Consider the following 23,862-nt stretch of genomic DNA (forward strand, 5'->3'; position numbering starts at 1 on the left):
CCGCCGCGAACGGCGCGATCTTCGCCTCCGCCAGCGAACGCACCGACTCACGGAGCATCTCGTGCTCCTCGCTCAGCCGGAAGAGGTCGAAGTCCGCCCCGGAGTTTCCCGCCATCTGCTCTGCCCCTTGCACTAGTTACTGCCAAGTAATGCCAGTGCGGCCCATCCTAGGCCGGTCAGTCGACCTTGTCTCCGAGGGTGTCGGCGCTGGTCCGGTGCTGGGCGAGGTAGTCGTCCATCCGGTCGGTGCGCATCGCGTCCCAGAGCACGCCCGCCGCCCCGTCGTCCATCAGCACGACGGACTGGCCGTCGACGGTGTCGAAGCCGCCGAAGGGGGCGTTCATGAAGTGGACGCCGTCGGGGCGGACCCCGCGCAGGCTCCAGGCGAGGTCGTAGAGGTCGCCGTTGCCCAGGCGGTCGTCGACGGAGACCACGTCGCCGACGGTGCCGAGCAGGCCGGTGAGCCTGGCGGGGCTGGAGAGGGTGCCGGAGTCCATGGTGCGGAGCATCAGGGCGCGCAGGAAGTTCTGCTGCCGCTTGGTGCGGTCGAGGTCGCCGTTCGGCAGGCCGTGGCGTTCCCGGACGTAGAGCAGGGCCTCGGCGCCGTCCATGTGGTGGGTGCCGGCCGTCCACTCGCGGGCGTCGCCCTTGGCCTCGATGGTGCGCGGCACGGTGATGTCGACGCCGCCGACGGCGTCGGTGAGGGCCCGGAAGCCGTTCCAGTCGATCACCGCGAGGTGGTCGATCCTGATCCGGGTGAGGTCCTGGACGGTCTGCACCATCAGCGCCGGCCCGCCCCAGGAGTACGCGGCGTTGATCTTCGCCTTGCCGTGCCCGGGGACGGGCACCCAGGTGTCGCGCGGGATCGACACCACCGAGACGGACTTCCGGTCGGCGGAGATGTGCATCAGCATCATGGTGTCGCTGCGCTGCGCGCCGGCCTGCCAGGCCGGAGCCTTCGCGGCCCGCCCGGTGGTCGGCCCGTCGGCACGGGCGTCGAGGCCGACCAGCAGGAAGGTCTGGCCGCTGTGCGGAACGGCGGCGGGCTGCTGCGCGGCCGGGCCGGTCGGGAAGGCGTTCGGGATCCGGGACACCGAGGACGCGTAGTGGTCGGCGGTCCACACCAGGGCGCCGAAGCCGCCGCCGAACAGCACCAGCAGCACGGCGAGCGTCCACACCAGCAGCCGCCGGCCGCGGCGGCGGCGCGGCGCGGCGTCCTCCTCCTCGGCCGAGGGGTCCTGCTCGTCGTCGTGGTCGAAGATGCTCAGCGGCCCCTGGTCCTGGTCGGCCTCGCCGGGCCGCTCCTCCGCAGTCATGCGCGCATTGTGAACCTTCCGCACGGACTTTCGGGGTGAAACCGTGAAATCGGCGGATCCGATGCCGCGGGGGGGCAGATACGATCTGTGCCGTTGGCCGTCGCACTGCTCCGGAACGGCCTGGAACGAAAGGGAACGCCCGTGGCTCCGCGCATCACGGTCATCGGCACCGGCTACCTGGGGGCCACCCATGCCGCGTGCATGGCCGAGCTCGGCTTCGAGGTGCTGGGACTGGACATCGACCGGGACAAGCTGGCGGCGCTCGCCGCGGGCCGGGTGCCGATGTTCGAGCCGGGGCTGTCGGAGCTGCTGCTCAAGCACGTCGCGGGGCACGAGGGTTCGACCGGGCGGCTGCGCTTCACCGACTCCTGGGAGGAGGTCGCGGCCTTCGGCGACGTGCACTTCATCTGCGTCAACACCCCTCAGCGCAAGGGCGAGTTCGCGGCCGACATGAGCTACGTGGACGCCGCGGTCGACTCGCTCGCCCCGCACCTGGACCGGCCCGTGCTGGTGGTCGGCAAGTCCACCGTGCCGGTGGGCTCCGCGAACCGGCTGGCGGCCAGGCTGGCCGCGCTGGCCCCGGCCGGCGAGCAGGCCGAGCTGGCCTGGAACCCGGAGTTCCTGCGCGAGGGCTACGCGGTCGGCGACACCCTGCACCCGGACCGCCTGGTGGTGGGCGTCCGCAGCGAGCACGCCGAGCAGGTGCTGCGCGAGGTGTACGCGGGCCCGATCGCGGACGGCGTGCCGTTCGTGGTGACCGACTTCCCGACCGCGGAACTGGTGAAGGCCGCCGCGAATTCCTTCCTCGCCACCAAGATCTCGTTCATAAACGCCATGGCCGAGGTCTGCGAGAGCGCCGGCGCGGACGTGGTGCAGCTGTCCAAGGCGCTCTCCTACGACCAGCGGATCGGCGGCAAGTTCCTGAACGCCGGGCTGGGCTTCGGCGGCGGCTGCCTGCCCAAGGACATCCGGGCGTTCATGGCCCGGGCCGGGGAGCTGGGCGCCGACCAGGCGCTGACCTTCCTGCGCGAGGTCGACTCGATCAACATGCGGCGCCGGTCCCGGATGGTCGACCTGGCCCGCGAGCAGTGCGGCGGCGGCTTCCTCGGCCGCCGGGTGGCGGTGCTGGGCGCGGCCTTCAAGCCGAACTCGGACGACATCCGGGACTCGCCGGCGCTGAACGTCGCCGGCCAGATCCAGCTGCAGGGCGCGCAGGTGACGGTGTACGACCCGAAGGCGATGGACAACGCCCGCAAGATGTTCCCCAGCCTGTCGTACGCGGCGTCCGCGCTGGAGGCGGTCGAGGGCGCGCACGTGGTGCTGCACCTGACGGAGTGGCAGGAGTTCCGCGAGCTGGACCCGGCCGAGGTCGGCGCCGCCGTCGCCGAGCGCCGCCTGCTGGACGGCCGCAACGTGCTGGACGGCGACGCCTGGCGCGCCGCCGGGTGGACCTACCGGGCGATGGGCCGGCCGTACGCGGAATGACCGCCGGCGGCGGCTCGTTCTCACCGGCATGAGCTACGGAGACGACGCCACCGTCCGGAAGATCCTCACCTCCTCCGGCGACACCTGGGCCGTGGTCGGCCTGTCCACCAACACCGCGCGCGCCGCGTACGGGGTGGCCCGGGTGCTGCAGCGGGCCGGGAAGCGCATCGTGCCGGTGCACCCGAAGGCCGAGACGGTGCTCGGCGAGCAGGGCTACGCCTCGCTCGCCGAGATCCCGTTCCCGGTCGACGTGGTGGACGTGTTCGTCAACTCCGAGCTGGCCGGCGAGGTCGCCGACCAGGCGGTGGCGAAGGGCGCCGAGGCCGTCTGGTTCCAGCTCGGAGTGGTCGACGAGGCCGCCTTCGACCGCACCCGGGCCGCCGGGCTGGACATGGTGATGGACCGCTGCCCGGCGATCGAGCTGCCCCGGCTGTGACGCCCCCGCCGTGACGACTCGTCAGCCGCCGACCGGGAAGGCGATGTCGCAGACCGGGTCGGACGGTTCGGCGGTCGCCCAGTCGGCGAAGTACACCTCCCGGCCGGGGCCGGTGCGCCCGGTGCCGGTCTGCTCCGTCCAGGCGCAGACCGCGTCGTAGGCGGACAGGATCTGCGGGTACTCGACCTGCGCCTTGGTGACGGTGGTGTACGCCTCCCGGTGCGCGGGCTCGGTGCGGTGCGCGGCGGTCAGCCCCGCGGCGCGCGCCGGGTCGATCGGCACGCAGACCTCGACCGGGCCGTCGTTGTCCTCGTCGACCTGGCCGTGGTAGACCACGAACGGGGCGGCGGCGACCCCGCCGTGCGCCGCGGCGATCGCCGCCAGCCGCTCGGTGGCCTCCGGGATGAAGCGGTCCAGCTCCTCCGGCTTGGCGCGGCGCTGCTCGGTGAGCACCAGTTGCTCGGGCACGTCGCGCTGTTCGATCCGGTACATCTCGTCGATCCCTTCGAGTCCGCTCAGTTGGACGCGGAGGTGGTCGGCCAGCGTCCGCTGCGAGGCGGTCCGCCGTTCGACGGCGGCCCAGTACGCGGCGATCCGCTCGGCCGCCGCGGGGCCCGGCAGGGCGAGCACCTCGGCGACCGTGGCCAGCGGCATGTCCAGCCCGCGCAGCCGGACGATGAGCCGCGCGGTGGCCAGCCGCTCCGGCCGGTAGTACCGGTAGCCGCTGTCCGGGTCGATCCGGTCCGGCGGCAGCAGTCCCTGCCGGTCGTACAGCCGCAGCGCCTTCGGCGACAGCAGGCCGCGACGGGCGAACTCACCGGTGGTGAGCAGCCGTTCCCCCTCCACGCCCGCTACGGTGCGGCCTGCCCCAGGGGCGAGGTCAAACCCGTGGTTCATGCGCCGTCCAACTGCTCCAGGGTGGCGATCGACGGCCCGCGTTCGGCCTGCAGCCGGCCGGCCACGGCCTCGGCGCCGCGCAGCACCCGGACCGCGTTGTGCCAGGTCAGCTTGGAGAGGTCGGCCTCCGACCAGTTGCGGTCCAGGAGTTCGGCGAGCAGCGCCGGGTAGCCGGACACGTCGTCCAGGCCGGCCGGGGTGAACGGGGTGCCGTCGAAGTCGCCGCCGATGCCGAGGTGGTCGATGCCGGCCACCTCGCGCATGTGGTCGAGGTGGTCGGCGACGTCGGCGACGGTGGCGATCGGCCGGGGGTGCGCCGCCGCGTAGGCCTGCTGCACGGCCCGGCCCTCGGGGGAGGTGTCGAACGGGCTGAAGCCGTGCGCGGTCATGTTGGCGTCGGCGGCGTACGTCCACTCGATGGCGTCGGCCAGCACGAACATCGGCACGAAGGTGACCATGGCGACGCCGCCGTTGCCGGGCAGCGCGGCGAGGACGTCGTCCGGGATGTTGCGCGGGTGGTCGCAGACCGCGCGCGCGGAGGAGTGCGAGAACAGCACCGGGGCCTCGGAGACCCGCAGCGCGTCGCGCATGGTGTCCGGCGAGACGTGCGACAGGTCGACCAGCATGCCGAGCCGGTTCATCTCCCGCACCACCTCCTCGCCGAACGCGGTGAGGCCGCCGTGCACCGGCTCGTCGGTGGCGGCGTCGGCCCACGGGGTGTTGGAGTTGTGCGTCAGCGTCAGGTAGCGCACGCCGAGCGCGTACAGCGCCCGCAGCGTCGCCAGCGAGGAGTTGACGGAGTGACCGCCCTCGGCGCCCATCAGCGAGGCGATCCGGCCCTCGGCGCGGGCGCTCTCCAGGTCGTCGGCGGTCAGCGCGAGCCGCAGGTGCTCGGGGTGGCGCTCGGTCATCGCCCGCACGAAGTCGATCTGCTCCAGCGTCGCGCTGACCGCGCCGTCACCGGACAGCCCGGCGGGCACGAACACCGACCAGAACTGCGCACCGACCCCGCCCGCCCGCAGGCGGCCGAAGTCGGTGTGCAGCCGGTGGCTCTGATCGGCCGCCAGGTCGACGGCGTCCAGGTCGTACCCGGCGATGGCGCGCATCGCCCACGGCAGGTCGTTGTGGCCGTCCACCACGGGGGCGGTGCGGAGGACGGCCCTGGCCCGCTCGATCAGTTCGGGAGTCATCCCCCCGTTCTACTACGTGCCCCTACTTGCCGAAGCCGAACGATTCGTTTCCCGCCACCTTGGCCCGCAGCTTGCGGCCCTTCTCGGTCGCCTGGCTGTTCAGCTCGGCCTGGAACTCCACCATCTTCTCGGCCAGTTCGGCGTCGAACGCGGCCAGCATCCGCACCGCGAGCAGCCCCGCGTTGCGCGCCCCGGCCACCGAGACGGTCGCCACCGGCACCCCGGCCGGCATCTGCACGATCGACAGCAGGCTGTCCATCCCGTCCAGGTACCGCAGCGGCACCGGCACCCCGATCACCGGCAGCGGCGTCACCGACGCCAGCATCCCGGGCAGGTGCGCCGCCCCGCCGGCCCCCGCGATGATCGCCTTCAGCCCGCGTCCGTGGGCCTGCTCGCCGTACGCGACCATCTCACGCGGCATCCGGTGCGCGGACACCACGTCGACCTCGTACGGAATCTCGAACTCGTCGAGCGCCTGCGCTGCCGCCTCCATCACGGGCCAGTCGGAGTCCGAGCCCATCACGATGCCGACAAGGGGGGACTGGGTCATTCGGTGATCGTTCCTCGCAGGTAGGCGGCCGCGTGGCGGGCGCGTTCGCGGATGTCTTCGAGGTTGTCCCCGGAGACGTTGACGTGGCCGACCTTGCGGCCGGGCTTCACGTCCTTTCCGTACATGTGGATCTTGAGGCCGGGGTCGCGGGCCATGCAGTGCAGGAAGGCGTGGTACATGTCGGGGTAGTCGCCGCCGAGGACGTTGACCATGACGGTCCACCTGGCGCGGGGGCGGGGGTCGCCGAGCGGGAGGTCGAGGACGGCCCGGAGGTGGTTCTCGAACTGGGAGGTGACGGCGCCGTCCTGGGACCAGTGGCCGGAGTTGTGCGGGCGCATGGCGAGTTCGTTGACCAGGATGCGGCCGTCGCGGGTCTGGAAGAGCTCGACGGCGAGGTGGCCGGTGATGCCGAGTTCGCCGGCGATGCGGAGGGCGAGCTGCTGGGCCTCGTCGGAGAGGGCCGGGTCGAGGTCGGGCGCGGGGGCGGTGACCTCGGCGCAGATGCCGTTCTCCTGGACGGACTCGACGACCGGGTAGGCGACGGCCTGGCCGCTGGGGGAGCGCACCACGTTGGCGGCGAGTTCGCGGACGAAGTCGACCTTCTCCTCGGCGAGGACGTCGACGCCGGCGAGGAACGGCGCGGCGGCCCCGGCCTCGTCCTCGACGACCCAGACGCCCTTGCCGTCGTAGCCGCCGCGGACGGTCTTGAGGACGACGGGGTAGCCGTCGCCCTCGTTCGCGAACGCGGTGACGTCGGCCGGGTCGGCGACGATCCGGTGCCGGGGGCAGGGGACGCCGATGGAGTCGAGCCTGGCCCGCATGACGCCCTTGTCCTGGGCGTTGACCAGGGCATCGGGGTCGGGGCGGACGGCGATGCCCTCGGCCTGCAGGGCGCGCAGGTGCTCGGTGGGCACGTGCTCGTGGTCGAAGGTGATGACGTCGCAGTCGGCGGCGAAGGCCCGCAGCACGTCGAGGTCGCGGTAGTCGCCGAGCACGGTGGTGCCGACCACCTGCGCGGCCGACTCCTGGGGAGTGTCGGCGAGGAGCTTGAAGCGGATGCCCAGGGGGATGCCCGCCTGGTGCATCATGCGGGCGAGCTGCCCGCCGCCGACGACTCCGACCACTGGAAAGTTCGCATTGCCCGCTACAGTCACGCGCTCCAGGATATCGGGGCCGGTCAAAGGCCCGACACCGGCGTGCGCGGGGGGCGTACGCACCGGGCGTGGCACGGAGCATGCCGTAGGGGCGGGTAGCCTGGTGGGCCGGATCGCACGACCTCTACTTATCCGATCATGTGAAGCATACGGAGCAGCCCGCATGACGAGCGCCATCGAGACGCGTCCCTCCCTGGTACAGCGGCTGCGCGGGCTGTCGCTGGAAGCGATCGGATTCGCCGTCATCGGCGCCTCCGGCGTGGTGGTCAACTTCGCCCTGTTCTGGATCCTCAACAACGGCTTCGGCCTGGCCTCGCTGCGCTCCAACATCGCGGCCACCCTGGTGGCCATCGCCACCAACTACCTGGGCTACCGGTACTGGCTGTACAAGGACCGCGACGCTGCCTCCCGCAAGCGCGAGATCACGCTGTTCCTGCTGTTCAGCGGCATCGGCATGCTGATCGAGACCGGCACCCTCGGCTTCACCCAGTACGTGCTGGGCCTGGACACGCCGTTCGAGAAGCTGGGCGGCAAGTTCCTCGGCCTGGTGGTGGCCACCGTGTTCCGCTTCATCTCCTACCGCACCTGGGTGTTCAAGGCGATGCCGGAGCTGGAGGACCCCGAGGTGGTGCAGGAGGCCGAGCTGCTGCTGGCCGCCGAGGACAGCCGCTCGCTGGCCAACTGACGACGCGTCACTCGCCCGCGTGGGCGAGGAACAGCGCGAACACCGGCGGCCGCAGCGACAGCAGTTCGAGGCGGCCGCCGTCGGCTTCCGCGAGGTCGCGGGCGACGGCCAGTCCGATGCCGGTGGAGTTGCGGCCGCTGACGGCCCGTTCGAAGACCCGGTTGCCGAGCTCGCGGGGCACGCCCGGCCCCTCGTCCTGGACCTCGGCGACGACCGAGCTGCCGGAGCGGCGGGCCCGCAGCGTGATGGTGCCGGCGCCGTGCATCAGCGAGTTCTCGATCAGGGTGGCCAGCACCTGGGAGACGGTGCCGGGGGTGCCGATCACCCGGACGTCGCGCAGGCCCTCGACGACCAGCTGCCGTCCGCTGTCCCGCAGCGTCGGGCCCCACTCCTCCACCTGCTGCTTGAGCACCTCGTCGAGTCCGAAGGTCACCGCGGTGGGGCTGTTGGGGTCGCGCTGGTTGGTGAGCAGCCGCTGCACCACGTCGGTGAGGCGTTCGACCTGCTGGAGGCCGATGGTGGCCTCCTCGCGGACGGTGGCGGGGTCCTCGGCGAGCGCGGTGATCTCCTCCAGCCGCATGGACAGCGCGGTGAGCGGGGTGCGCAGCTGGTGCGAGGCGTCGGCGGCGAGCCGGCGTTCGGCGGTGAGCATCCGGGCGATGCGTTCCGCGCTGGTGTCGAGCACCTCGGCGATCCGGTCGAGCTCGGGGACCCCGTAGCGGCGGCCCTGCGGGCGGGGGTCGCCGGAGCCGAGCCGTTCGGCGGTCTCGGCGAGGTCGGTGAGCGGGCGGGCCAGCCGCTTGGCCTGCCAGACGGCGAGTGCCACGGCGGCCTGCACGGCGAGCAGGGCGACCACGCCGAGCAGCAGCAGCATGTTGCCGATCTCGTGGTCGAGCGCGGTGCGCGACTGGGCGACGGTGACGGTCTCGCCGCTGGCCCCGGACTCGGAGGCGGTGAGCGCCTCGCCCTCGATCGGGCGGCCGAGGACGATCTGCGGCTGCCCGGGGATGTCGACGGTGACGTAGAAGTTCTCGGTCACCACGGCGGCGAACTTCTCGCCGCTGACCGGCTCGCCCGCGGCGAGCCGGCTCTCGACCAGTCCGAGCACCCGGACCGCCACCGCGTCCACCCGGTCGTGGGCGGCGTTGACGATCGACTGCTTCTCGATCAGGGCCAGCGGCACGCAGAACACCGCGACCACCACCAGGACGACGCCCAGCAGTGAGTTGATCATCCTGCGCTTCACGCCGGGTGGACCCTCAGTTCTTCTCGAAACGGAAGCCGACGCCGCGGACGGTGGCGATGTAGCGCGGGTTGGCGGCGTCGTCGCCGAGCTTCTTGCGCAGCCAGGAGATGTGCATGTCCAGCGTCTTGGTGGAGGTCCACCAGGTGGTGTCCCAGACCTGGCGCATGATCTCCTCGCGGGTGACGACCCGTCCGGCGTCCCGCACCAGGACCCGCAGCAGCTCGAACTCCTTGGCGGAGAGGGTGAGTTCCTCCTCGCCGAGCCAGGCGCGGTGCGACTCGATGTCGATCTTCACGCCGTGTGCGCCGGTGGTCAGCTGGTCGACGTTGCCGCGGCGCAGCAGGGCGCGGACGCGGGCGAGCAGTTCGGCCAGCCGGAACGGCTTGGTGACGTAGTCGTCGGCGCCGGCGTCGAGGCCGACGACGGTGTCCACCTCGTCGGCGCGGGCGGTGAGCACCAGGACGGGGAAGCTCTTGCCGTCGGCGCGCAGCCGCCGGCACACCTCCAGGCCGTCCATCTCGGGGAGCCCGAGGTCCAGCACGATGAGGTCGACGTCCTCGCTGAGGCCGGCGCCCAGGGCGGCCGGTCCGTCCTCGCGGACGAGCACCTCGTAGCCCTCGCGGCGGAGGGCGCGGGCCAGCGGTTCGGAGATTGCCGGGTCGTCCTCGGCCAGCAGCACACAGGTCATAGGGGCGATGGTAGACCGCTCGGGGACGCCTGATCAGGGGGTCTTTCGGGGTCGCGGCGCGCCCGGGTCGGGCACTGTGAACAGTGTCACAGCGTGTGATCAACTTGATTTCGTGGGCATCTTCGGCAACAACTGCGCTTACATGGACATTCTTCGCATGGGCCTTGCGATCGCAGGCAATTCTGCGGTTCTGGGAACGAAACGCGCAGCGCGTCGACGTCCGGCTTTACCTTCCGAATACCATTCACGCTCCGCAGTCAACCGAACTCGCGACTTAGAGTGGTCTGGAACCCGGAAAAACAGGCAAGGAATCAGCATGGCTTCGAGCACCCTGGAGTCCGAGGTACGGCCCTCCCCGGCAGACGGACGGACCTTCCTCGGCCACCCCCGCGGCCTCGCCACCCTCTTCATGACCGAGACGTGGGAGCGCTTCAGCTTCTACGGCATGCGCGCCCTGCTGGTGGTCTACATGTCCACCAAGGCGGCCGACGGCGGCCTCGGCATGCAGGTGGCCACCGCCACCGCCGTGTACTCGGTCTACAACGCCATGGTGTACCTGCTCGCGCTGCCCGGCGGCTGGATCGCCGACCGGCTGCTCGGCGCCCGGCGTACCGTCGCCCTCGGCGGCGGGATCATCATGGTCGGCCACTTCCTGCTCGCCGTGCCCTCCTCGGCGGCCTTCTTCGGCGGCCTGGTCTTCATCGCGGTCGGCTCCGGCCTGCTGAAGGCCAACATCTCCACGATGGTCGGCCACCTCTACGACGGGCCCAACGACCCGCGCCGGGACGGCGGCTTCACGATCTTCTACATGGGCATCAACCTGGGCGCCTTCCTCGCGCCGCTGGTGATCGGCACCGTGGGCCAGAAGGTCGACTGGCACCTGGGCTTCGCGCTGGCCGGCGTCGGCATGGCCCTCGGCCTGATCCAGTACCTGCTGGGCAGCCGGCACCTCAGCCCGCGCTCCGGCGTGGTCTCCGCGCCGATCGGCGCCGCCGAGCGCCGCGCGGTGCTGCGCAAGGCCGGCCTGTGGCTGGCCGCGGCCGCCGTGTTCTACGGCGTCGTCGCCGGCACCGGCCACTTCACCGTCTCCTGGGCGATCTGGCCGCTCTCGCTGGCCGGCATCGCCGTTCCGGTGCTGGTCTTCGCCCGGATCCGCCGCGACCCGGAGCTGACCGGCGAGGAGCGCTCCCGGATGAGCGGCTACCTGTGGTTCTTCGCCGCCGCCGCGGTGTTCTGGATGATCTACGACCAGTCCGGTTCGACGCTCAGCGTGTTCGCCGAGCGCAACACCGCCGGCACGCTGTTCGGCTTCTCGTTCCCGTCCAGCTGGTTCCAGTCGCTGAACCCGCTGTACATCATGGCGCTCGCCCCGGTGTTCGCCTGGCTGTGGAACGCGGCCGCGCAGCGCCGCCGCAACCCGTCCACCACCTCGAAGTTCGCCTTCGGCCTGCTGATGATCGGCGTGTCGTTCCTGGTGATGATGCTGGCCATGGCGGCCGCGTCGGGCGGCACCATGGTCACCCCGCTGTGGCTGGCCGTGGTCTACCTGATCCAGACCACCGGCGAGCTGACGCTCTCCCCGGTCGGCCTGTCCGTCACCACCAAGCTGGCGCCCGCCAAGTACGCCAGCCAGATGATGGGCATCTGGTTCCTCGCGGTCACCGCGGGCGACTGCGTGGCCGCCCTGGCCCAGCTGCTGCTGGGCGACAGCGTGGTCGGCTCGACCTGGTACTTCGCCGTCCAGGGTCTGCTGGCGGTCGCCGCCGGCGTCGGACTGTTCGCCGCCCGCGGCCGCGTCGGCCGCCTGATGGGCGACGTGCGCTGACCCCTCCCCCCAACGATTCCTGCCGGTGCGTCCGGCCCGGGCGACCGGTGCCGAACGCCCGGCAGGAGCCGGTTCCGCGCTGCTGAAGGCCGGAGTCGCCTTCCCCTCGTCCTGCTGCGACGGCCCCGGCGGGGACCGGGACCCCGTGTCCGCGGTGAACCGGCAGCGGGGGAAGCCGTCGGTCAGACCTTCCGGACCCCGCCCTGCCAGACGGCGGCGGTCAGCGGGACGCCCGGGCGGTACGCCAGGTGGACGTGCGAGGGCGCGTCCAGCAGGTGGAGGTCGGCCCGGGCCCCCGGGGAGATCCGGCCCACGTCGGTGCGGCGCAGGGCGAGTGCGCCGCCCGCGGTGGCGGCGTGCACCGCCTCGTCGGGGGTCATGCCCATCTCGCGCACCGCGACGGCCAGGCAGAACGGCATCGAACTGGTGAAGCTGGAGCCCGGGTTGCAGTCCGTGGACAGCGCGACCCGCGCCCCCGCGTCCAGCAGCCGCCGGGCGTCCGGGTAGGGCGCCCGGGTGGAGAACTCCGCCCCGGGCAGCAGCGTGGCGACCGTCGTGCCGTCGGCGAGCGCCGCCACGTCCCGGTCGGTCAGGTGCGTGCAGTGGTCGGCGGACGCCGCGCCCAGCTCGACGGCCAGCTGCACGCCGGGTCCGTGGCTCAGCTGGTTGGCGTGGATCCGCGGCTGCAGGCCCTTCGCCGCCCCGGCGGTCAGCACCGCCCGCGCCTGGTCGCCGTCGAACGCGCCGCGCTCGCAGAACACGTCCACCCACCGCGCGTACGGGGCGCACGCCTCCAGCATCTCGCCGGCGACCAGGTCGACGTAGCCCGCCGGATCGTCCGCGAACTCGGGCCCCACCACGTGCGCCCCGAGGTAGGTGGTCTCCTGGGTGTGGCCGGCCGCGATCCGCAGCGAGCGGGCCTCGTCGACGGTACTCAGCCCGTAGCCCGACTTCACCTCGACCGTCGTGGTGCCCTGCCGCAGCATCTCCGCCAGGTACCGGGTGACGTTCGCGTTCAGCTCCGCGTCGGAGGCGGCCCGGGTGGCGGCGACCGTGGTCCGGATCCCGCCGGCCTCGTAGGCCCGGCCGGACATCCGGGCGTTGAACTCCGCGGTGCGGTCGCCCGCGAACACCAGGTGCGAGTGGCTGTCCACGAAGCCCGGCAGCAGCGCCCGGCCGGCCGCGTCGACGCTCCCGTCGGCGGCGGGGGCCTTCCCGGCGGGGCCGACCCACGCGACGGTGTCCCCGTCGACGACCACCGCGGCGTCGGACAGCAGCCCGAGCGGCCCGTCGCCGAGCGCGGGGTCGTTGGTGACCAGCGACCCGATGTTGCCGATGAGCAGGCTCATGAAGTGATCCTTCGTCGATGGACGCGCCCCGGTCGCGGGGCGGTGGGCGGACGTCGCACGTGCTACCGGAGGGCGCCGATCGCGGCCGCCAGCTGCCCGGCCACGTCCGGCACCAGCTGGTGCACGCCGTCCTTGACGACGTGCCGCCCGCCCACGACCAGGTGCCGCACGTCCGCCGCGCCCGCCGCGAACACCGCGGTCTCCGCGCCCAGTTCCGGCGGCGGGCCGGCGGTCCGGACGCTGTCCAGCGCGATCACGCAGAAGTCGGCGAGGGCGCCGGCCTCCAGCCGTCCCGCCTCGGGCCAGCCGAGGGACGCGTGCCCGTCCTCCGTCCCGGCCCGGAGCAGCGCGTTGGCCGTCCAGTGGCCCCGGGTGCGGGTGCGCAGGCGCTCGTCGAGTTCGAGCGCCCGGGCCTCCTCGAACGGGTCGATGACGGCGTGGCTGTCGCTGCCGAGGGTGATCGGGCAGCCGGCGGCGGCCAGCCGCTTGGCGGGGCCGATGCCGTCGGCGAGGTCCCGCTCGGTGGTGGGGCACATGCAGACGGCGGTGCTGCTGTCGGAGAGCAGCCGGACGTCCTCGTCCGTCAGGTGCGTCGCGTGGACGGCGGAGGTGCGCGGCCCGAGCACGCCGTGGTCGGCGAGCAGCCGGGTCGGGGTGACGCCGTGCGCGGCGAGGCAGGCGTCGTTCTCGGCGGTCTGTTCGGAGAGGTGGACGTGCAGCGGGGCCTTGCGCATCGCGGCGAAGTGCGCGACGGCGCCCAGCTGTTCGGCGGGGACGGCCCGCACGGAGTGCACGGCGGCGCCGATCCGGGCGTGCTCCGCGTCGGTCAGGCGGGCGGCCCGGTCGGCCCAGGCGTCCGCGTCGCCGTCGGAGAACCGCAGTTGGTGGTCGGTCGGTTCCGCGCCGAAGCCGGAGGACAGGTAGCAGGTGTCGAGCAGGGTGATCCGGATGCCGGCCCGCTGCGCGGCCTCGATCAGCGCCCCGCCCATCGCGTTCGGGTCGTCGTACCGGACGCCGCCGGGCGCGTGGTGCAGGTAGTGGAACTCGCCGACGGCCGAGATGCCGGCGAGCGCCATCTCGGCGTACACGGCGGTGGCGAGCGCCAGGTAGCTGTCCGGGTCGAGCGCGGAGGCGACCCGGTACATCGTGTCGCGCCAGGTCCAGAACGTCCCGGAGCCGACCTGGACGGTGCCGCGCAGTGCCCGGTGGAAGGCGTGCGAGTGCGCGTTGGCCTGCCCGGGCAGGGCCAGCCCGGCGAGCCGGACGGCCCCGGCGGGGCACGGCCCGCTCTCCGGGGCGACCTTGGCGATCCGGCCGCCGGGCCCGACGGCGATCAGGACGTCGCGCGCCACCGCGTGGCCGTCGGCGTGCGGCAGCCAGGCGTGTTCGGCCCAGTACGTCACGACCGCTGACATGCGAGGTCCTCCAGTACGTCGGCGAGGGCGGCGACGCCGGCGTGGCAGTCCGCCTGTTCGGCGTGTTCGGCCGGGGAGTGCGAGACCCCGGTGGGGTTCCGTACGAACAGCATGGCGGTCGGGACGGCCGACGCCAGGATTCCGGCGTCGTGTCCCGCGCCGGTGGGCAGCACGGGGGCCTTGAGCAGGCCGGCGAGGCGGTCGCGCAGGGGGGCGTCGAAGTCGACGACGGGGGTGAAGGACTCGCGGGTGAGCGAGACCCGGACGCCGTCGCGTTCGCCGCGTTCGACCGCGGACTGCTCGATGGCGTCGACCAGGTGACGCAGCGTCTGCTCGTCGGCGGCGCGGGAGTCGAGCCAGCCGCGGACCAGCGAGGCGATCGCGTTGGTGCCGTTGGGTTCGACGGCGACCTTGCCGAAGGTGGCGAGCGCCCCGGCCAGGCGGGCCTTCTTGCGGGCGGCGAGCACGGTGGTGGCGTAGGTGAGCATCGGGTCGCGGCGGTCGGCGAGCCGGGTGGTGCCGGCGTGGTTGGCCTCGCCGTGGAAGTCGAACCGCCAGCGGCCGTGCGGCCAGATCGCGCCGGCCACGCCGACCGGCTGCCGCTCGTCCAGGTACCGCCCCTGCTCGATGTGGAGTTCGACGAACGCGCCGATCCGGCCGGGCAGTTCGGGGTCGGCGCCGATCCGCTCCGGGTCGTGGCCGGCGCGTTCCATGGCGTCGGGCAGCCGCACCCCGTCGGCGTCGCGCAGCTCGTACGCGGCGTCCCGGTCGAGCACGCCGGTGGCGAGCCGGGAGCCGACGCAGGCGACGCCGAACCGGGCGCCCTCCTCGTCGCCGAAGTTGACGATCGCCAGCGGGCGGGTGAACCGGGCTCCGCGCGAGCGGAGCGCGTCGAGGGCGGCGAAGGAGGAGACCACGCCGAGCGGGCCGTCGTAGGCGCCGCCGTCGGGGACGGAGTCCAGGTGCGAGCCGGTGACGACGGCGTTCCCGGCCTGCGGGTCGCCGAGCCAGGCCCACTGGTTGCCGTTGCGGTCGGTCTCGAAGGACAGGCCGCGGGCCCGGGCCTGCTCCTCGAACCAGGCCCGGCACTCGGCGTCGGCGGAGTTCCAGGCGTGCCGGCGGTAGCCGCCGGAGGAGGCGGAGCGGCCCACCGGGAGCAGCTCCGCCCACATCGCGTCGAAGCCCTCGGTCACAGCTCGGCCATCGGCACGCGCACGCCCCGCTCCCCGGCGACCTCGGCGGCCCGGTCGTAGCCGGCGTCGACGTGCCGGATGACGCCCATGCCGGGGTCGTTGGTGAGGACCCGGCGGATCTTCTCGCCGGCCAGCGGGGTGCCGTCGGCGACGGTGACCTGGCCGGCGTGGATGGACCGGCCGATGCCGACGCCGCCGCCGTGGTGGATGGAGACCCAGGACGCGCCGGAGGCGACGTTGACCATGGCGTTCAGCAGCGGCCAGTCGGCGATCGCGTCGGAGCCGTCGAGCATCGCCTCGGTCTCCCGGTACGGGGAGGCGACGGAGCCGCAGTCCAGGTGGTCGCGGCCGATCACGATCGGTGCGGACAGTTCGCCGCTCGCGACCATGTCGTTGAACCGCTCGCCGGCCTTGTCGCGCTCGCCGTAGCCCAGCCAGCAGATCCGCGCGGGCAGGCCCTGGAAGTGCACCTTCTCCTGGGCCATCCTGATCCAGCGGGCCAGCGACTCGTTCTCCGGGAACAGGTCGAGGACGGCCTTGTCGGTCTTGTGGATGTCCTTCGGGTCGCCGGACAGCGCGGCCCAGCGGAACGGTCCCCTGCCCTCGCAGAACAGCGGCCGGATGTACGCGGGGACGAAGCCGGGGAAGGCGAACGCCCGGTCGTAGCCGGCCAGTTGGGCTTCGCCGCGGATCGAGTTGCCGTAGTCGAAGACCTCCGCGCCGCGGTCCTGGAAGCCGACCATGGCCTCCACGTGGCGGGCCATCGACTCGCGGGCCCGCTGGGTGAACTCGGCGGGCTTCTCGGCGGCGTAGGTCGCCATGTCCTCGAAGGCGACGCCGCTCGGCAGGTAGGCCAGCGGGTCGTGGGCGCTGGTCTGGTCGGTGACGATGTCGATCGGTGCGTCCATCGCGAGCAGCTGCGGGAGCAGGTCGGCGGCGTTGCCGAGCAGGCCGATCGAGAGCGGCCGCCGCTTGTCGCGGGCGTCGGTGGCGAGCTGCAGCGCGTGGTCCAGGCTCGATGCCTCGACGTCGAGGTAGCGGTGCTCGATCCGGCGGGCGATCCGGGAGGGGTCGCAGTCGATGCAGATCGCCACGCCGCCGTTCATGGTGACGGCGAGCGGCTGGGCGCCGCCCATGCCGCCGAGGCCGGCGGTGAGCGTGATGGTGCCTTCCAGGGTGCCGTTGAAGCGCTTGTCGGCGACGGCGGCGAAGGTCTCGTAGGTGCCCTGCAGGATGCCCTGGGTGCCGATGTAGATCCACGAACCGGCGGTCATCTGGCCGTACATGGTGAGGCCGAGCGACTCCAGGCGGCGGAACTCCTCCCAGTTCGCCCAGTCGCCGACCAGGTTGGAGTTGGCGATCAGCACGCGGGGCGCCCACTCGTGGGTCTGCATCACGCCGACCGGCCGGCCGGACTGGACCAGCATGGTCTCGTCCTGCTTGAGGCCCTGCAGGGTCCTCACCATGGCGTCGAAGGACCGCCAGTCGCGGGCCGCCTTGCCGGTGCCGCCGTAGACCACCAGCTTGGACGGGTGCTCGGCGACCTCGGGGTCGAGGTTGTTCATCAGCATCCGCAGGGCGGCTTCCTGCTGCCAGCCCTGCGTGCTCAGCCCGGTGCCCCGCGCCGCGCGAACCTCGCGCGGGCCGCTCGCCTGCTCTGCCATGGACCAGCCTCCTTGCGGATGGATTCATTCACGATCAAGCAGAGTGAATATATCCAAACAGGAGGGGGCTGACCAGAGGTCCGCGGGCCCGCGTCGGCGCCCGCCGCTCAACCGTTCCCGGGATCCCCCGGCCCACCCGGCCCGCCCGGTGGCGGTCCGCTCTCGCCGCGCAGGGCCGCCAGGCGCTCCCGGTACTCCGCCACCTCGATCTCGCCCCTGGCCAGCCGCTCGGCCAGCAGCCGCTCCGCCTCCGGGGCCGGGCCCTGCTGCTGCGGCGGGCTCCCCCACCGCGGCCCGCCCGCCGGCCCGCCGCCCGCCCGGTTCGTCGCGGAGGCGCGCCACAGCGCGGCCAGCACGACGATCACCAGCAGGACGAACAACATGAACGTGATCCCCGGCAGCACCCACGACCAGCCGCCGCCGTAGGGCCCGTGGTGCCAATACGTCATCGCGATCACCCGCCACCGCACCCGAACGGGTGCGCCGCTTCCAGTCTGCGCCTCCCCCGGCGGGGCGGCGCGGGGGTCGGACGGCGGCGGTGGGGACCGGGACGGGCGCCCCGCCGGAGGCCCGGTGGGCCCGGCCGTCGGCGTCGGTGGTGACGGCGGTCCGGTCGGCTCCGTCCCGGGCGGCGGACTCCAGCACGCCCTGCCACGTCCCGGCCTCGGCGAACCGCGCCCACCGCCGGGCCGACCGGCCGGAGCCGTTCGCCACCCGGACGCTCCGGCCCTCGGCCTCCGGGCCGTCGTCGCCCTCGCGGGGCGCCCGCGGCGGCGGGTGCGAGAACGCGTCGGCCACCGCCGCGAGACGCCGCCCCACCCCACCCGCCCCGGGGGGAAGACTCCCGCCGCCCCGGCGCGTGCGCAGGCAGGTTGACCCGCCGTCAGGCCGCCTCGTCGCCGTCCCAGTCGATGCCGATCTCGGCGAGCCAGCGGCGGTCCTCGGCGTCGGGCTGGGGGTTCGGTTCGCCGGGGCGGGACGGCGGGCGCGGGACGTGCTGGACCGGGCCGACGCCGTAGCGGGCGGCGGCGGCCTCGGAGGCCGGATCGCCGGGTTCCAGGACGCCGATGTGCACGGCCTCCTCGTCGCCCGGGTCGAGCACGGTGAGTTCGGGGTGCGGCGGGCGGCGCAGCGCGATGCGCCGGCCGCACTGCGGGCAGGACCATTCGTCGGCGCCGGAGCCGAGCCGTCCGGTGAGCCGCATCTGGTGGATCGGTGGTGGCATTGGACTTCCCCCGTCCAAGGCTGTCGTCGTCCCTACCGAGGTAGATGCCCGCCCGCGGCCGGTCGTCAACCCGGCACAGGGGTGCCATTGGGGGAACAACGGGTGTCAGTCCAGGAACAGTTGACGGGCCGTCGCGGACTGCTCGATGGCTTCGAGCCGGGCCTCCGCGCCGGGCATCTCGTCGCACATCGCCTGCAGCAGGACCCGGCCGAGCATCATCGGCGCGCAGGCGGTGTCGAAGACCAGGCCGGTGCCGACGGCGGCGGGCAGCAGCACGTCGGAGAGCTTGGCGACGGGCGCGAACGCCGAGTCGGCGACGGTGAGGACGGTCAGCCCGCAGTCGCGGGCCACCGTGAGGGCGTCCATCAGCTCGCGCGGGTAGCGGGGCAGCGCGAAGCAGAGCAGGGCGGTGGCCCCGGCGGAGGCGGCCTGTTCCAGGCGGTCGGCGAGCATCGAGCCGCCCTCGTCGAGCAGCCGGATGTCGGGGTGGACCTTGGCGGCGAAGTAGGCGAAGCCGCGGGCCTGCGCGGAGGCGGCCCGCAGGCCGAGCACCGGCAACGGACGGGAGGCGGCGAGGATCCGGGCGGCGCGGACGATCGGGGCGGGGTCGGCGAGCAGTTCGGCCAGGTGCCGCAGGTGCTCGATCTCGGCGAGCACGGCCTGCTGGTGCTCGTTGCGGACCACCTCGTGGTGGCTCTCGGGCACGGCGGCCTCGCCGACGCCGAGTTCGCGGAGCTGCTTGCGCAGCGCCGGGTAGCCGTCGTAGCCGAGCGCGACGGCGAACCGGGTGACGGACGGCTGGCTGACGCCGGCGAGTTCGGCGACCTCGACGCTGGACAGGAACGGCGCCTCGGTGGCGTGCCGCACCAGCGAGTGGGCGATCCGCCGCTGGGTGGGCGTCAGACGGCGGCCCTCGAAGAGCTGGAGCAGCCGGGCGGAGGGCCCGGCGTTCGTTCCGGTCTCGTCCAGGGCTGTCATCTTCGGTACCTCCACGCTCGGTTGGGCGGTCGCCGGTGGCTTCGGCGGTGGGACGACTGTGGCGCAGTCCCGGCAGGCGGGCAATCTCGTTCCGCCAGCCGGGACGGGCAGGATCGGAGGGTAGTCCCCCGGTGCGCCCGCCCGCCCCGGCCCGCGCCGTCAGGCCAGCGGGCCGGTGACCTGCTGGACGGCCTCGACCAGGGCGCCGGAGGCGACCAGCGCGGCGGCGGCCTCCAGGTCCGGGGAGAGGAAGCGGTCCCGGCCCGGCCCGCCGACGCCGGCGGCACGGGCGGCGGCGATCGCGGCGGCGGTCGCCGGGGCCAGCACGCCGTCCTGCTCGGCGGCCTGCTGGCGGATCTCCAGCGCCCGTGCGGAGGCGACGAGTTCGACGGCCAGCACGCGGCCGAGGTTGGCCACGGCCTGGCGCAGCTTGCGGGCCGCGGACCAGCCCATCGAGACGTGGTCCTCCTGCATCGCCGAGGACGGGATGGAGTCGACCGAGGCGGGCACCGCGAGGCGCTTGTTCTCGCTGACCAGCGCGGCCTGGGTGTACTGGGCGATCATCAGGCCGGAGTCGACGCCGGGGTCGTCGGCGAGGAACGCGGGCAGGCCGTGCGAGCGGGCCTTGTCGAGCAGCCGGTCGGTGCGGCGCTCGGAGATGGAGGCCAGGTCGGCGGCGGCGATGGCCAGGAAGTCGAGCACGTAGGCGACGGGCGCGCCGTGGAAGTTGCCGTTGGACTCGACCCGGCCGTCGGGCAGCACCACCGGGTTGTCGACGGAGGCGGCGAGCTCCCGGTCGGCGACCAGGCGGGCGTGCGCCAGGGTGTCGCGGCCGGCGCCGGCCACCTGCGGGGCGCAGCGGATCGAGTAGGCGTCCTGGACGCGCGGCGCGTCGTCCTGGTGGTGGCCGGTCAGTCCGGAGCCGCGCAGCACGGCGAGCATGTTGGCGGCGGCCGCGGCCTGCCCGGGGTGCGGGCGGATCGGGGCGTGCAGCTCGGGGGCGAGCACCTTGTCGGTGCCGAGCAGCGCCTCCAGGGTCATCGCTGCGGTGATGTCGGCGGTGGTGTACAGGCGCCGGAGGTCGGCGAGGGCCATCAGCAGCATGCCGAGCATGCCGTCGGTGCCGTTGATGAGGGCCAGGCCCTCCTTCTCCAGCAGTTCGACGGGGGTGATGCCGGCGGCGGCGAGCAGTTCGGCGGCGTCCTTCTCGACGCCGTCGGGGCCGAACGCGGTGCCCTCGCCCATCAGCACCAGGGCGCAGTGCGAGAGCGGGGCGAGGTCGCCGGAGCAGCCGAGCGAGCCGAACTCCCGCACGGCGGGGGTGATCCCGGCGTTGAGCAGGGCGGCCATGGTCTCGGCGACCAGCGGGCGGACGCCGGTGCGGCCGGAGGCCAGGGTCTTCATCCGCAGGAACATCAGCGCCCGGACGACCTCGGTCTCCACCAGCGGGCCCATGCCGGCGGCGTGCGAGCGCACCAGCGAGCGCTGGAGCTGGGCCCGCAGTTCGGGGCTGATGTGGCGCACCGCGAGGGCGCCGAAGCCGGTGGAGACGCCGTACACGGGGCGGGGCTCGGCGGCGAGGGCGTCGATCCGGGCCCGGGCCGCGGCCATCTCGGCGAGCGCGTCCGGGCCGATCTCCACCCGGGCGCCGCCGCGGGCGACGGCGAGGACGTCCTCGGCGCTGACGTCGGCCTTGCCGACCTGGACGACGACACTGTGCATATCCATATGCACATTCTCACCAGGTGAATGAAGATCTGACAAGCAATCGACCGCGCCGCGAGGACGCGGTGCCCGGCGCCCGCCGGGTGGTTGACTGGCCCCTCGGAGGTGCGACACGGATGGCGCGGGCAACGGTACGTCGGAGAGTGGTGCGGCTGAACGACGGCGAGCGGGGCGCGCGGCCCGACAGCCTCGCCGCGGAGGAGCCGCTGGAGATCCGGATCGGCGGCGAGGCGCTGACCGTCACCATGCGCACCCCGGGCCACGACTTCGACCTGGTCGCGGGCTTCCTGGTCGGCGAGGGCCTGGTCGGCGCCACCGAGGAGCTCGCCGCGCTGCGCTACTGCGCCGGCGCCGGCGAGGACGGCGCCAACACGTACAACGTGGTCGACGCGACCGTCCGCGGCGCCCGGCCGGCGCTGTCCGCCCACCGCAACCTGCTGACCACCAGCGCCTGCGGCCTGTGCGGGCGGGACACGGTGGACGCGGTGCGCACCCGCAGCCGCTGGGACGTCTCGGCGGATCCGCTGGTGCTCGGCCCGGAGGTGCTGTACGCCCTGCCGGAGCGGCTGCGCGCCGCCCAGCGGGCCTTCGACAGCACCGGCGGCCTGCACGCCGCCGCGCTGTTCGCCGCCGACGGCACCCTGCTGTGCGCCCGCGAGGACGTCGGCCGGCACAACGCGGTGGACAAGGTGGTCGGGTGGGCGCTGCGCGAGGGCCTGCTGCCGCTGCGCGGGCACCTGCTGCTGGTCTCCGGCCGGGCCTCGTTCGAGCTGACCCAGAAGGCCGCGCTCGCCGGGGTGCCGCTGCTGGCGGCGGTGTCCGCGCCGTCCTCGCTGGCCGTCGACCTGGCCGAGGAGCTCGGCCTCACCCTGGTGGGGTTCCTGCGCGGGCGCGGCGCGAACGTCTACACCCGGGCGGACCGGATCGCCGACTGAGCGTCGGCGACCCGGCCCGGGGTCAGCGCGGCCAGAGGCTGGTGCGCCAGGCGTGCGGACCCGGTGCGGGGACCGGGCGCACGGCGCGGCTGGACCACGCGGTGGCCGGGCCGCTCGCGGGGGCGGCCGTGGCCCCGGCGGCGGCCCGGGCTTGGACCACCGCCAGGACGGTGGCCAGCTCCTCGGGGGTCGGCTGCCCGTGCAGCACCTGAATGGGAGTCATGTCGCGTGGTGAACCCTTCTGCTACAGCGGGATGTTGCCGTGCTTCTTCGGCGGCAGCGCCTCCCGCTTGCCGCGCAGCGCCCGCAGCCCGCGGACGATGTGCTTGCGGGTCTCGCTGGGCGCGATGACCGCGTCGACGTAGCCGCGCTCGGCGGCCAGGTACGGGTTGAGCAGGGTGTCCTCGTAGGAGGCGAGCAGCTCGGCGCGGCGCTCCTCGCCGCGGCCCTCGGCCTCGGCGGCGGCGATCTCCCGGCGGTGCAGGATGTTGACCGCGCCCTGCGCGCCCATCACCGCGATCTGCGCGGTCGGCCAGGCCAGGTTGAGGTCGGCGCCCAGGTGCTTGGAGCCCATCACGTCGTACGCGCCGCCGAACGCCTTGCGGGTGATCACGGTGATCAGCGGGACGGTGGCCTCCGCGTAGGCGAAGATCAGCTTCGCGCCGCGGCGGATGATGCCGTCCCACTCCTGGCCGGTGCCGGGCAGGAAGCCGGGCACGTCGACGAAGGTCAGCACCGGGATGTTGAACGCGTCGCAGGTGCGCACGAAGCGGGCGGCCTTCTCGCTGGCCGCGATGTCCAGGCAGCCGGCCAGGTCCATCGGCTGGTTGCCGACCACGCCCACCGGGTGGCCCTCGACCCGGCCGAAGCCGACCACGATGTTGCCCGCGTACAGCGGCTGGACCTCCAGGAAGTCCCCGTCGTCCAGCACGTGCTCGATCACCCGGCGGATGTCGTACGGCTGGTTCGCCGAGTCCGGGACGATGCTGTCGAGTTCGAGGTCCTCGTCGGTGATCGTCAGGTCGGCCTGCTCGGGGTAGGCCGGCGGGTCGCTCAGGTTGTTCGACGGCAGGTACGACAGGAGGCTCTTGACGTACTCGATGGCCTCCTTCTCGTCGGCGGCCAGGTAGTGCGCGTTGCCGGACTTGGTGTTGTGGGTGCGGGCGCCGCCCAGCTCCTCCATGTCCACGGTCTCGCCGGTGACGGTCTTGATGACGTCCGGGCCGGTGATGAACATGTGCGAGGTCTTGTCGGCCATCACCACGAAGTCGGTGACCGCCGGCGAGTACACCGCGCCGCCCGCGCACGGGCCCATGATCAGCGAGATCTGCGGGATCACGCCCGAGGCGTGCACGTTGCGGCGGAAGATCTCGCCGTACAGGCCGAGCGAGACCACGCCCTCCTGGATCCGGGCGCCGCCGGAGTCGTTGATGCCGATCATGGGGCAGCCGGTCTTCAGCGCGAAGTCCATCACCTTGACGATCTTCTCGCCGAACACCTCGCCCAGCGAACCGCCGAACACCGTGAAGTCCTGCGCGAACACCGCGACCTGACGGCCGTCCACGGTGCCGTAACCGGTGACCACGCCGTCGCCGTACGGGCGGTTCTTCTCCTGCCCGAAGTTGGTGGAGCGGTGCCGGGCGAACTCGTCGAACTCCACGAAGGAGTCCTCGTCCAGCAGTTCCAGGATCCGCTCACGGGCCGTCAGCTTGCCCTTGGCGTGCTGCTTCTCGACCGCCGCGGCGGAACCGGAGTGCACCGCCTCGTCGATCCGCCGCCGCAGGTCGGCGAGCTTTCCGGCGGTGGTGTGCGGGTCGTGCGGTGCCTCGGCCATTGCGGTGGCTCTCCCTGCGTCCTCGGCCGCCGGCCCGGGGCGTGGAGGGTTGCGGGCAGGGCGGCGCTGCGG

General features: G+C 73.2%; 22 protein-coding genes. 5 read left to right on the top strand and 17 right to left on the bottom strand.

The annotated features are described in order from the left end of the window. Positions 1 to 176: 176 nt before the first annotated feature. Positions 177 to 1,316 carry an LCP family protein gene (locus tag ACFV1L_RS33800; protein ID WP_380373458.1) on the bottom strand — a complete coding sequence of 380 codons (1,140 nt, stop codon included), beginning with the start codon at positions 1,314 to 1,316 and terminating at the stop codon, positions 177 to 179. A gap of 141 nt (positions 1,317 to 1,457) precedes the next feature. On the opposite strand from ACFV1L_RS33800, the gene ACFV1L_RS33805 reads away from it, so the two are divergent. Continuing rightward, positions 1,458 to 2,801 (top strand): UDP-glucose dehydrogenase family protein, encoded by a 1,344-nt coding sequence (locus tag ACFV1L_RS33805; RefSeq protein WP_380373459.1) that lies wholly within the window; start codon positions 1,458 to 1,460, stop codon positions 2,799 to 2,801. A 28-nt stretch (positions 2,802 to 2,829) separates the two neighbouring features. Next, positions 2,830 to 3,237 carry a CoA-binding protein gene (locus tag ACFV1L_RS33810; RefSeq protein ID WP_380373461.1) on the top strand — a complete coding sequence of 136 codons (408 nt, stop codon included), beginning with the start codon at positions 2,830 to 2,832 and terminating at the stop codon, positions 3,235 to 3,237. Between the two features lie 21 nt (positions 3,238 to 3,258). Here the strand turns inward: ACFV1L_RS33810 and ACFV1L_RS33815 are convergent, their stop codons facing one another. Genes ACFV1L_RS33815 through ACFV1L_RS33830 form a run of 4 tightly spaced genes read right to left on the bottom strand, consistent with a single transcriptional unit; the run spans position 3,259 to position 7,028 of the window. Continuing rightward, a complete protein-coding gene (locus ACFV1L_RS33815) occupies positions 3,259 to 4,134 on the bottom strand; it encodes a MerR family transcriptional regulator (RefSeq protein ID WP_380373463.1) in 876 nt (291 codons plus the stop codon). After that, positions 4,131 to 5,324 carry a dipeptidase gene (locus tag ACFV1L_RS33820; RefSeq protein ID WP_380373465.1) on the bottom strand — a complete coding sequence of 398 codons (1,194 nt, stop codon included), beginning with the start codon at positions 5,322 to 5,324 and terminating at the stop codon, positions 4,131 to 4,133. The genes ACFV1L_RS33815 and ACFV1L_RS33820 overlap by 4 nt, the downstream gene beginning before the upstream one ends. 22 nt (positions 5,325 to 5,346) lie before the next feature. Further along, positions 5,347 to 5,874, bottom strand: coding sequence for a 5-(carboxyamino)imidazole ribonucleotide mutase (gene purE / locus ACFV1L_RS33825; protein WP_380373468.1), 528 nt, complete (start codon positions 5,872 to 5,874; stop codon positions 5,347 to 5,349). Continuing rightward, the gene (locus ACFV1L_RS33830; RefSeq protein ID WP_380373470.1) at positions 5,871 to 7,028 is read right to left on the bottom strand and encodes a 5-(carboxyamino)imidazole ribonucleotide synthase; all 1,158 of its coding nucleotides are present in this window, start codon (positions 7,026 to 7,028) and stop codon (positions 5,871 to 5,873) included. The genes purE and ACFV1L_RS33830 overlap by 4 nt, the downstream gene beginning before the upstream one ends. A 163-nt stretch (positions 7,029 to 7,191) precedes the next feature. Here ACFV1L_RS33830 and ACFV1L_RS33835 point away from each other — a divergent pair, with 163 nt between their 5' ends. Next, positions 7,192 to 7,713: a GtrA family protein gene (locus ACFV1L_RS33835; protein ID WP_035863273.1), complete on the top strand. Its 522-nt coding sequence runs from the start codon at positions 7,192 to 7,194 to the stop codon at positions 7,711 to 7,713. 7 nt (positions 7,714 to 7,720) lie between these two features. On the opposite strand, the gene ACFV1L_RS33840 is transcribed toward ACFV1L_RS33835, so the two are convergent. Both ACFV1L_RS33840 and ACFV1L_RS33845 read right to left on the bottom strand, forming a co-directional pair. Next, entirely contained in the window at positions 7,721 to 8,959 is a 1,239-nt protein-coding gene (locus ACFV1L_RS33840; RefSeq protein WP_380373473.1) for an ATP-binding protein, read from the bottom strand. Between the two features lie 13 nt (positions 8,960 to 8,972). Continuing rightward, complete coding sequence (locus tag ACFV1L_RS33845) at positions 8,973 to 9,647, bottom strand: response regulator transcription factor (protein WP_014136090.1); 675 nt, start codon at positions 9,645 to 9,647, stop codon at positions 8,973 to 8,975. A gap of 316 nt (positions 9,648 to 9,963) precedes the next feature. Here ACFV1L_RS33845 and ACFV1L_RS33850 point away from each other — a divergent pair, with 316 nt between their 5' ends. Then, a complete protein-coding gene (locus ACFV1L_RS33850; protein WP_380373476.1) occupies positions 9,964 to 11,472 on the top strand; it encodes a peptide MFS transporter in 1,509 nt (502 codons plus the stop codon). Positions 11,473 to 11,654: 182 nt separating this feature from the next. Here the strand turns inward: ACFV1L_RS33850 and hutI are convergent, their stop codons facing one another. The 8 genes from hutI to hutH form a co-directional block, all read right to left on the bottom strand. Continuing rightward, positions 11,655 to 12,821 (bottom strand): imidazolonepropionase, encoded by a 1,167-nt coding sequence (gene hutI / locus ACFV1L_RS33855; protein ID WP_380373479.1) that lies wholly within the window; start codon positions 12,819 to 12,821, stop codon positions 11,655 to 11,657. 62 nt (positions 12,822 to 12,883) lie between these two features. Further along, entirely contained in the window at positions 12,884 to 14,236 is a 1,353-nt protein-coding gene (locus ACFV1L_RS33860) for a formimidoylglutamate deiminase (protein WP_380373481.1), read from the bottom strand. Further along, complete coding sequence (locus ACFV1L_RS33865; protein WP_380373515.1) at positions 14,221 to 15,408, bottom strand: allantoate amidohydrolase; 1,188 nt, start codon at positions 15,406 to 15,408, stop codon at positions 14,221 to 14,223. Before ACFV1L_RS33865 ends, ACFV1L_RS33860 begins: the two co-directional genes overlap by 16 nt. Before the next feature lie 17 nt (positions 15,409 to 15,425). After that, on the bottom strand, positions 15,426 to 17,093 hold the full coding sequence (gene hutU, locus ACFV1L_RS33870; protein WP_380373484.1) for a urocanate hydratase: 1,668 nt from the start codon (positions 17,091 to 17,093) through the stop codon (positions 15,426 to 15,428). Between the two features lie 107 nt (positions 17,094 to 17,200). Next, positions 17,201 to 17,542 carry a hypothetical protein gene (locus tag ACFV1L_RS33875; RefSeq protein ID WP_380373486.1) on the bottom strand — a complete coding sequence of 114 codons (342 nt, stop codon included), beginning with the start codon at positions 17,540 to 17,542 and terminating at the stop codon, positions 17,201 to 17,203. Between the two features lie 434 nt (positions 17,543 to 17,976). Further along, positions 17,977 to 18,318 (bottom strand): hypothetical protein, encoded by a 342-nt coding sequence (locus ACFV1L_RS33880; RefSeq protein WP_380373489.1) that lies wholly within the window; start codon positions 18,316 to 18,318, stop codon positions 17,977 to 17,979. A 105-nt stretch (positions 18,319 to 18,423) separates the two neighbouring features. Continuing rightward, on the bottom strand, positions 18,424 to 19,296 hold the full coding sequence (locus ACFV1L_RS33885) for a MurR/RpiR family transcriptional regulator (protein ID WP_380373492.1): 873 nt from the start codon (positions 19,294 to 19,296) through the stop codon (positions 18,424 to 18,426). A gap of 159 nt (positions 19,297 to 19,455) precedes the next feature. Then, the gene (hutH, locus tag ACFV1L_RS33890; protein ID WP_380373494.1) at positions 19,456 to 21,024 is read right to left on the bottom strand and encodes a histidine ammonia-lyase; all 1,569 of its coding nucleotides are present in this window, start codon (positions 21,022 to 21,024) and stop codon (positions 19,456 to 19,458) included. Between the two features lie 113 nt (positions 21,025 to 21,137). On the opposite strand from hutH, the gene fdhD reads away from it, so the two are divergent. Beyond that, entirely contained in the window at positions 21,138 to 21,956 is an 819-nt protein-coding gene (fdhD, locus tag ACFV1L_RS33895) for a formate dehydrogenase accessory sulfurtransferase FdhD (RefSeq protein ID WP_380373497.1), read from the top strand. 22 nt (positions 21,957 to 21,978) lie between these two features. Here fdhD and ACFV1L_RS33900 read toward each other — a convergent pair whose 3' ends face one another. Further along, the gene (locus ACFV1L_RS33900; protein ID WP_380373498.1) at positions 21,979 to 22,179 is read right to left on the bottom strand and encodes an acyl-CoA carboxylase subunit epsilon; all 201 of its coding nucleotides are present in this window, start codon (positions 22,177 to 22,179) and stop codon (positions 21,979 to 21,981) included. 21 nt (positions 22,180 to 22,200) lie between these two features. Beyond that, the gene (locus tag ACFV1L_RS33905) at positions 22,201 to 23,790 is read right to left on the bottom strand and encodes an acyl-CoA carboxylase subunit beta (RefSeq protein ID WP_380373500.1); all 1,590 of its coding nucleotides are present in this window, start codon (positions 23,788 to 23,790) and stop codon (positions 22,201 to 22,203) included. Positions 23,791 to 23,862: the final 72 nt, after the last annotated feature.

This window comes from Kitasatospora sp. NPDC059646 (assembly GCF_042734615.1).
Lineage (GTDB): Bacteria > Actinomycetota > Actinomycetes > Streptomycetales > Streptomycetaceae > Kitasatospora.

Coding starts and splice junctions, on each gene's coding strand:
- ACFV1L_RS33800 (WP_380373458.1), bottom strand. CDS start 1,316: ATGACTGCGGAGGAGCGGCCCGGCGAGGCCGACCAGGACCAGGGGCCG.
- ACFV1L_RS33810 (WP_380373461.1), top strand. CDS start 2,830: ATGAGCTACGGAGACGACGCCACCGTCCGGAAGATCCTCACCTCCTCC.
- ACFV1L_RS33815 (WP_380373463.1), bottom strand. CDS start 4,134: ATGAACCACGGGTTTGACCTCGCCCCTGGGGCAGGCCGCACCGTAGCG.
- ACFV1L_RS33820 (WP_380373465.1), bottom strand. CDS start 5,324: ATGACTCCCGAACTGATCGAGCGGGCCAGGGCCGTCCTCCGCACCGCC.
- purE (WP_380373468.1), bottom strand. CDS start 5,874: ATGACCCAGTCCCCCCTTGTCGGCATCGTGATGGGCTCGGACTCCGAC.
- ACFV1L_RS33835 (WP_035863273.1), top strand. CDS start 7,192: ATGACGAGCGCCATCGAGACGCGTCCCTCCCTGGTACAGCGGCTGCGC.
- ACFV1L_RS33845 (WP_014136090.1), bottom strand. CDS start 9,647: ATGACCTGTGTGCTGCTGGCCGAGGACGACCCGGCAATCTCCGAACCG.
- ACFV1L_RS33850 (WP_380373476.1), top strand. CDS start 9,964: ATGGCTTCGAGCACCCTGGAGTCCGAGGTACGGCCCTCCCCGGCAGAC.
- hutI (WP_380373479.1), bottom strand. CDS start 12,821: ATGAGCCTGCTCATCGGCAACATCGGGTCGCTGGTCACCAACGACCCC.
- ACFV1L_RS33860 (WP_380373481.1), bottom strand. CDS start 14,236: ATGTCAGCGGTCGTGACGTACTGGGCCGAACACGCCTGGCTGCCGCAC.
- ACFV1L_RS33865 (WP_380373515.1), bottom strand. CDS start 15,408: ATGTGGGCGGAGCTGCTCCCGGTGGGCCGCTCCGCCTCCTCCGGCGGC.
- hutU (WP_380373484.1), bottom strand. CDS start 17,093: ATGGCAGAGCAGGCGAGCGGCCCGCGCGAGGTTCGCGCGGCGCGGGGC.
- ACFV1L_RS33875 (WP_380373486.1), bottom strand. CDS start 17,542: ATGACGTATTGGCACCACGGGCCCTACGGCGGCGGCTGGTCGTGGGTG.
- ACFV1L_RS33880 (WP_380373489.1), bottom strand. CDS start 18,318: ATGCCACCACCGATCCACCAGATGCGGCTCACCGGACGGCTCGGCTCC.
- ACFV1L_RS33885 (WP_380373492.1), bottom strand. CDS start 19,296: ATGACAGCCCTGGACGAGACCGGAACGAACGCCGGGCCCTCCGCCCGG.
- hutH (WP_380373494.1), bottom strand. CDS start 21,024: ATGGATATGCACAGTGTCGTCGTCCAGGTCGGCAAGGCCGACGTCAGC.
- fdhD (WP_380373497.1), top strand. CDS start 21,138: ATGGCGCGGGCAACGGTACGTCGGAGAGTGGTGCGGCTGAACGACGGC.
- ACFV1L_RS33900 (WP_380373498.1), bottom strand. CDS start 22,179: ATGACTCCCATTCAGGTGCTGCACGGGCAGCCGACCCCCGAGGAGCTG.
- ACFV1L_RS33905 (WP_380373500.1), bottom strand. CDS start 23,790: ATGGCCGAGGCACCGCACGACCCGCACACCACCGCCGGAAAGCTCGCC.